Source organism: Leisingera sp. F5 (genome assembly GCF_001593695.1).
The window spans coordinates 1-3,206 of record NZ_LUKH01000267.1 but is presented as its reverse complement, the minus strand read 5'-3'; the positions used below and the strand labels follow the sequence as shown (position 1 = coordinate 3,206).

General features: G+C 53.9%; 4 protein-coding genes. 2 read left to right on the top strand and 2 right to left on the bottom strand.

Annotated elements, in window-relative coordinates; all coding sequences use genetic code 11:
• Both A2I95_RS28615 and fabB read right to left on the bottom strand, forming a co-directional pair.
• On the bottom strand, positions 1-263 hold a 263-nt coding region (locus tag A2I95_RS28615), incomplete at its 3' end, for an SDR family oxidoreductase (protein WP_291735367.1).
• Between the two features lie 6 nt (positions 264-269).
• Positions 270-1,499: a beta-ketoacyl-ACP synthase I gene (fabB, locus tag A2I95_RS28610; protein WP_291735365.1), complete on the bottom strand. Its 1,230-nt coding sequence runs from the start codon at positions 1,497-1,499 to the stop codon at positions 270-272.
• Positions 1,500-1,807: 308 nt separating this feature from the next.
• On the opposite strand from fabB, the gene A2I95_RS28605 reads away from it, so the two are divergent.
• Together A2I95_RS28605 and A2I95_RS28600 are read left to right on the top strand one after the other, a co-directional pair.
• Positions 1,808-2,740, top strand: a complete 933-nt coding sequence (locus A2I95_RS28605; protein WP_291735364.1) for a hypothetical protein — start codon at positions 1,808-1,810, stop codon at positions 2,738-2,740.
• Between the two features lie 8 nt (positions 2,741-2,748).
• Positions 2,749-3,206 (top strand): hypothetical protein (locus A2I95_RS28600; protein WP_291735362.1); only part of this gene is annotated, 458 nt, incomplete at its 3' end.

Below are 3,206 nucleotides of genomic sequence, written 5' to 3'. Positions count from 1 at the left end.
AAATCGATCGACGGCCAGCGGCTGCCAAGCTGTTCGAACGCCGTATCAAGCGAGGCGTCGTCGGTCACATCCACGTCGACCATAAAGTCCGAGCCGACGCTCTGTGCCAGCGGCTCCAGCCGCTTGCCAAAGGCTTCGCCCTGATAGGTAAAGGCCAGCTCGGCACCGGCTTCGGCCATGGCCTTGGCAATGCCCCAGGCGATGGAGCGGTCATTGGCAACGCCCATAATCAGGCCGCGTTTGCCGGTCAGCAGTCCCGCCATCGTCACTTATCCCTTGTATTTGCTCAGAACCATCGAGCCATTGGTGCCGCCAAAGCCGAAGCTGTTGGTCATCACCGAATCGAGGCCGGCGTTTTCCACCAGTGCGGTGGCAATCTCGCCCGGCTGAATGCCTTCGGCGAGGGTATCAACATTGATCGACGGCGTGATGAAATCATTGTCCAGCATCAGCAGGCAGAAGATCGCCTCTAGCGCGCCGGCAGCGCCCTGGGCGTGGCCGGTCATCGACTTGGTCGAGGAAATCGGCGGTACTTCGCCTTCGCCGAATACACGGCGCGCGGCCTCGACTTCGCCGACGTCGCCGACCGGGGTCGAGGTGCCATGTGCGTTTATATAGTCCACCTTGCGGCCTTCAGGCAGGGTCGACAGCGCCAGCCGCATTGCCCGCTCGCCGCCTTCACCAGAGGGCGCCACCATGTCGTGGCCGTCTGAGGTGGCGGCAAAGCCGGTCACTTCGGCGTAAATTTTGGCACCGCGGGCCAGCGCGTGGTCGAGGTCTTCCAGCACCACAATGCCGCCGCCGCCGGAGATCACGAACCCGTCGCGGTCCTGGTCAAAGGCCCGGCTGGCTGCGGTGGGGTCATCATTCTTCTTCGAAGACATCGCGCCCATAGCGTCGAACAAGCAGCTAAGGGTCCAGTCCAGCTCCTCGCCGCCGCCGGCAAACATCACGTCCTGTTTGCCCATCATGATCTGTTCCGCAGCGTTGCCGATGCAATGCAGCGAGGTCGAACAGGCCGAGGTGATCGAATAGTTGATCCCCTTGATCTTGTAGGCGGTCGAGAGGTTCGCGCTCACCGTCGAGCACATGCATTTCGGCACCGCAAAAGGCCCGACCCGCTTGGTCGCGCCGGTTTTCAGCACCGTCTCATGCGCCGTCAGCATCGCGCTGGTCGACGGCCCGCCGCTGCCCGCCACAAGGCCGGTGCGCGGGTTCACCACATCGCTTTCCTCAAGCCCCGCATCCGCGATCGCCTGCCCCATCGCGATATAGGCATAGGCGGCGCCCGGCCCCATAAAGCGCAGGGTCCGCTTGTCGATATGCGCAGCCGGGTCCAGGTCGATGGCCCCGGCGATCTGGCTGCGGAACCCGTGTTCCTTCATCTGCTCGTTGGCAGTGATCCCCGAGCGGCCCGCCTTGAGCGAGGCCAGGACCTCCTGGGCGTTATTGCCAATGCTCGAGACGATCCCGAGCCCGGTGACGACGACGCGGCGCATGGAGCCTCCTCCTGATGTGTCAGGGTCTTAGTAGGTTAGAAGAGGGGGGAGGCGCAAGGAGGGGTTGAACAGTGAGATAAACCTTTGCCGGCGAGACTGCTGCCTCCAAGTTTTGCCCCATATCCGACACCTGCTTGAGTTCTTCAAAAGACTGCTGCCACTCAATAATCAGTCATAGGGTATCTTCGCATGCCGGGCTGTCGAGCACACTCTAAAGTTGCACCAGGTGCACAAACAGAGGTAAAGAAGACTGAAAAGCTATCGGATTTGGAAAGAGATAGTCAGAGACTTGCAAAAGGATCATGTGTATGAGTAAGGGACAACGCGCATCGAAGTACATAAATTTGGAAGTCCTCAATGACTTAAATTCGCCCTACGCCCGCAGGAGGTTCTTTACCTTTTTCTTGCTGCTCTCCGGTGCAAGCGCAGCAGCTCATTTTTCCCCAGAATACCTTTCACTAAACGACAGCATTTCAACATTCATTAAATCTGTATCGGCAAATATATTCTCAGCTACGCTCGTTATAATTCTAGTCTACGGCGCCTATATTCTATTTATTGGAGAAGACTTCGAACGCCCAGAAGTTGAAACAATTAGACCAGGCGACATCAATGGAGAAATTCGAAAGCTTCCGAAAGATACCGCGTTCTACTATTTGTGGGGAAGATCAGCGACGTATTTTAGGTCCGAAACCCTGCGAGAACTGAACGAATTTTCAATAAAAACCAGAAAGACCGTCACAGTCTGTGTATTACTCCCAGACCCCTGCATACCAGAACTAGCGAGTGCCTACGAAGATATGATGGCAAGTCTAGGCGAGGATCGCGACCAAGACAAACTTCTAAAAAATGCCGTCGCGACATGCGCAGCTTGTGCGATTTATACCGCGAACAACAGTAATCTTCGTATCCAAGTATTCTTCTCAAAGTTTCTCCCCGCATACCGCATTGACATGTCCGAAGGAGGTGCAATGTTGACGGAAGATGATAAATCACTGTACGGATTAAAGTTCTCACGCAAAAGTCAATTTTTCGAAATGTTCCGCACAATGCTACTTAACGAGATTGAAATATCAAGAGAAGCCGCCCTAGCCGCAAAAAATTGGAAGTCGTTCCGCATTGATAGTGAAGACATACCAATCGATCTACTTTTCGATTTCGGCTTCGATGGAGATAAGATTCGACTGCACCGAGATGAAATATTCCAACTAATGGCAAAGACGGATCATAGATACAAATGAAGATTACAATGCGCGATGTGGAAAACTTCCAAATTCATCCGCTTGGGTTTTTCTATAAGACTATGTCGAGTGGTAGCGTGACAAGCAGAATTCACATATACCTTGAGGAGGCGGACTTTGCTGCGCAGAACACATGGCACACGCACGAATTTGACCTTTATTCTCACATTCTAGCTGGCACACTTGAAAATGAAATTGGGACTTTCTCAGAGACCGGCTCTGGCGATCATCGCGAGTATGTAGTGGAATACGAAGGCAATCGGTCAATTCTAAAACCGTCTGGGCGCGTTGGAGAGATTGACAAAATTTCGTCATTCGAATCCTCTCCGGGGAATAGATACTTCATTTCCGCTGGTCAAATTCACAGGGCTCGATGCAAATATTCCCCTTGCGTTACGCAAGTCGAGTTTGCTCACCGAGGAATGAATATTTTTAGCTATGGAGCCCCCGAAAAGCCATTTGAACG

Bases quoted from the DNA above. Each gene is read 5' to 3' on its own strand.
- fabB (WP_291735365.1), bottom strand. From the start codon at position 1,499: ATGCGCCGCGTCGTCGTCACCGGGCTCGGGATCGTCTCGAGCATTGGC.
- A2I95_RS28605 (WP_291735364.1), top strand. From the start codon at position 1,808: ATGAGTAAGGGACAACGCGCATCGAAGTACATAAATTTGGAAGTCCTC.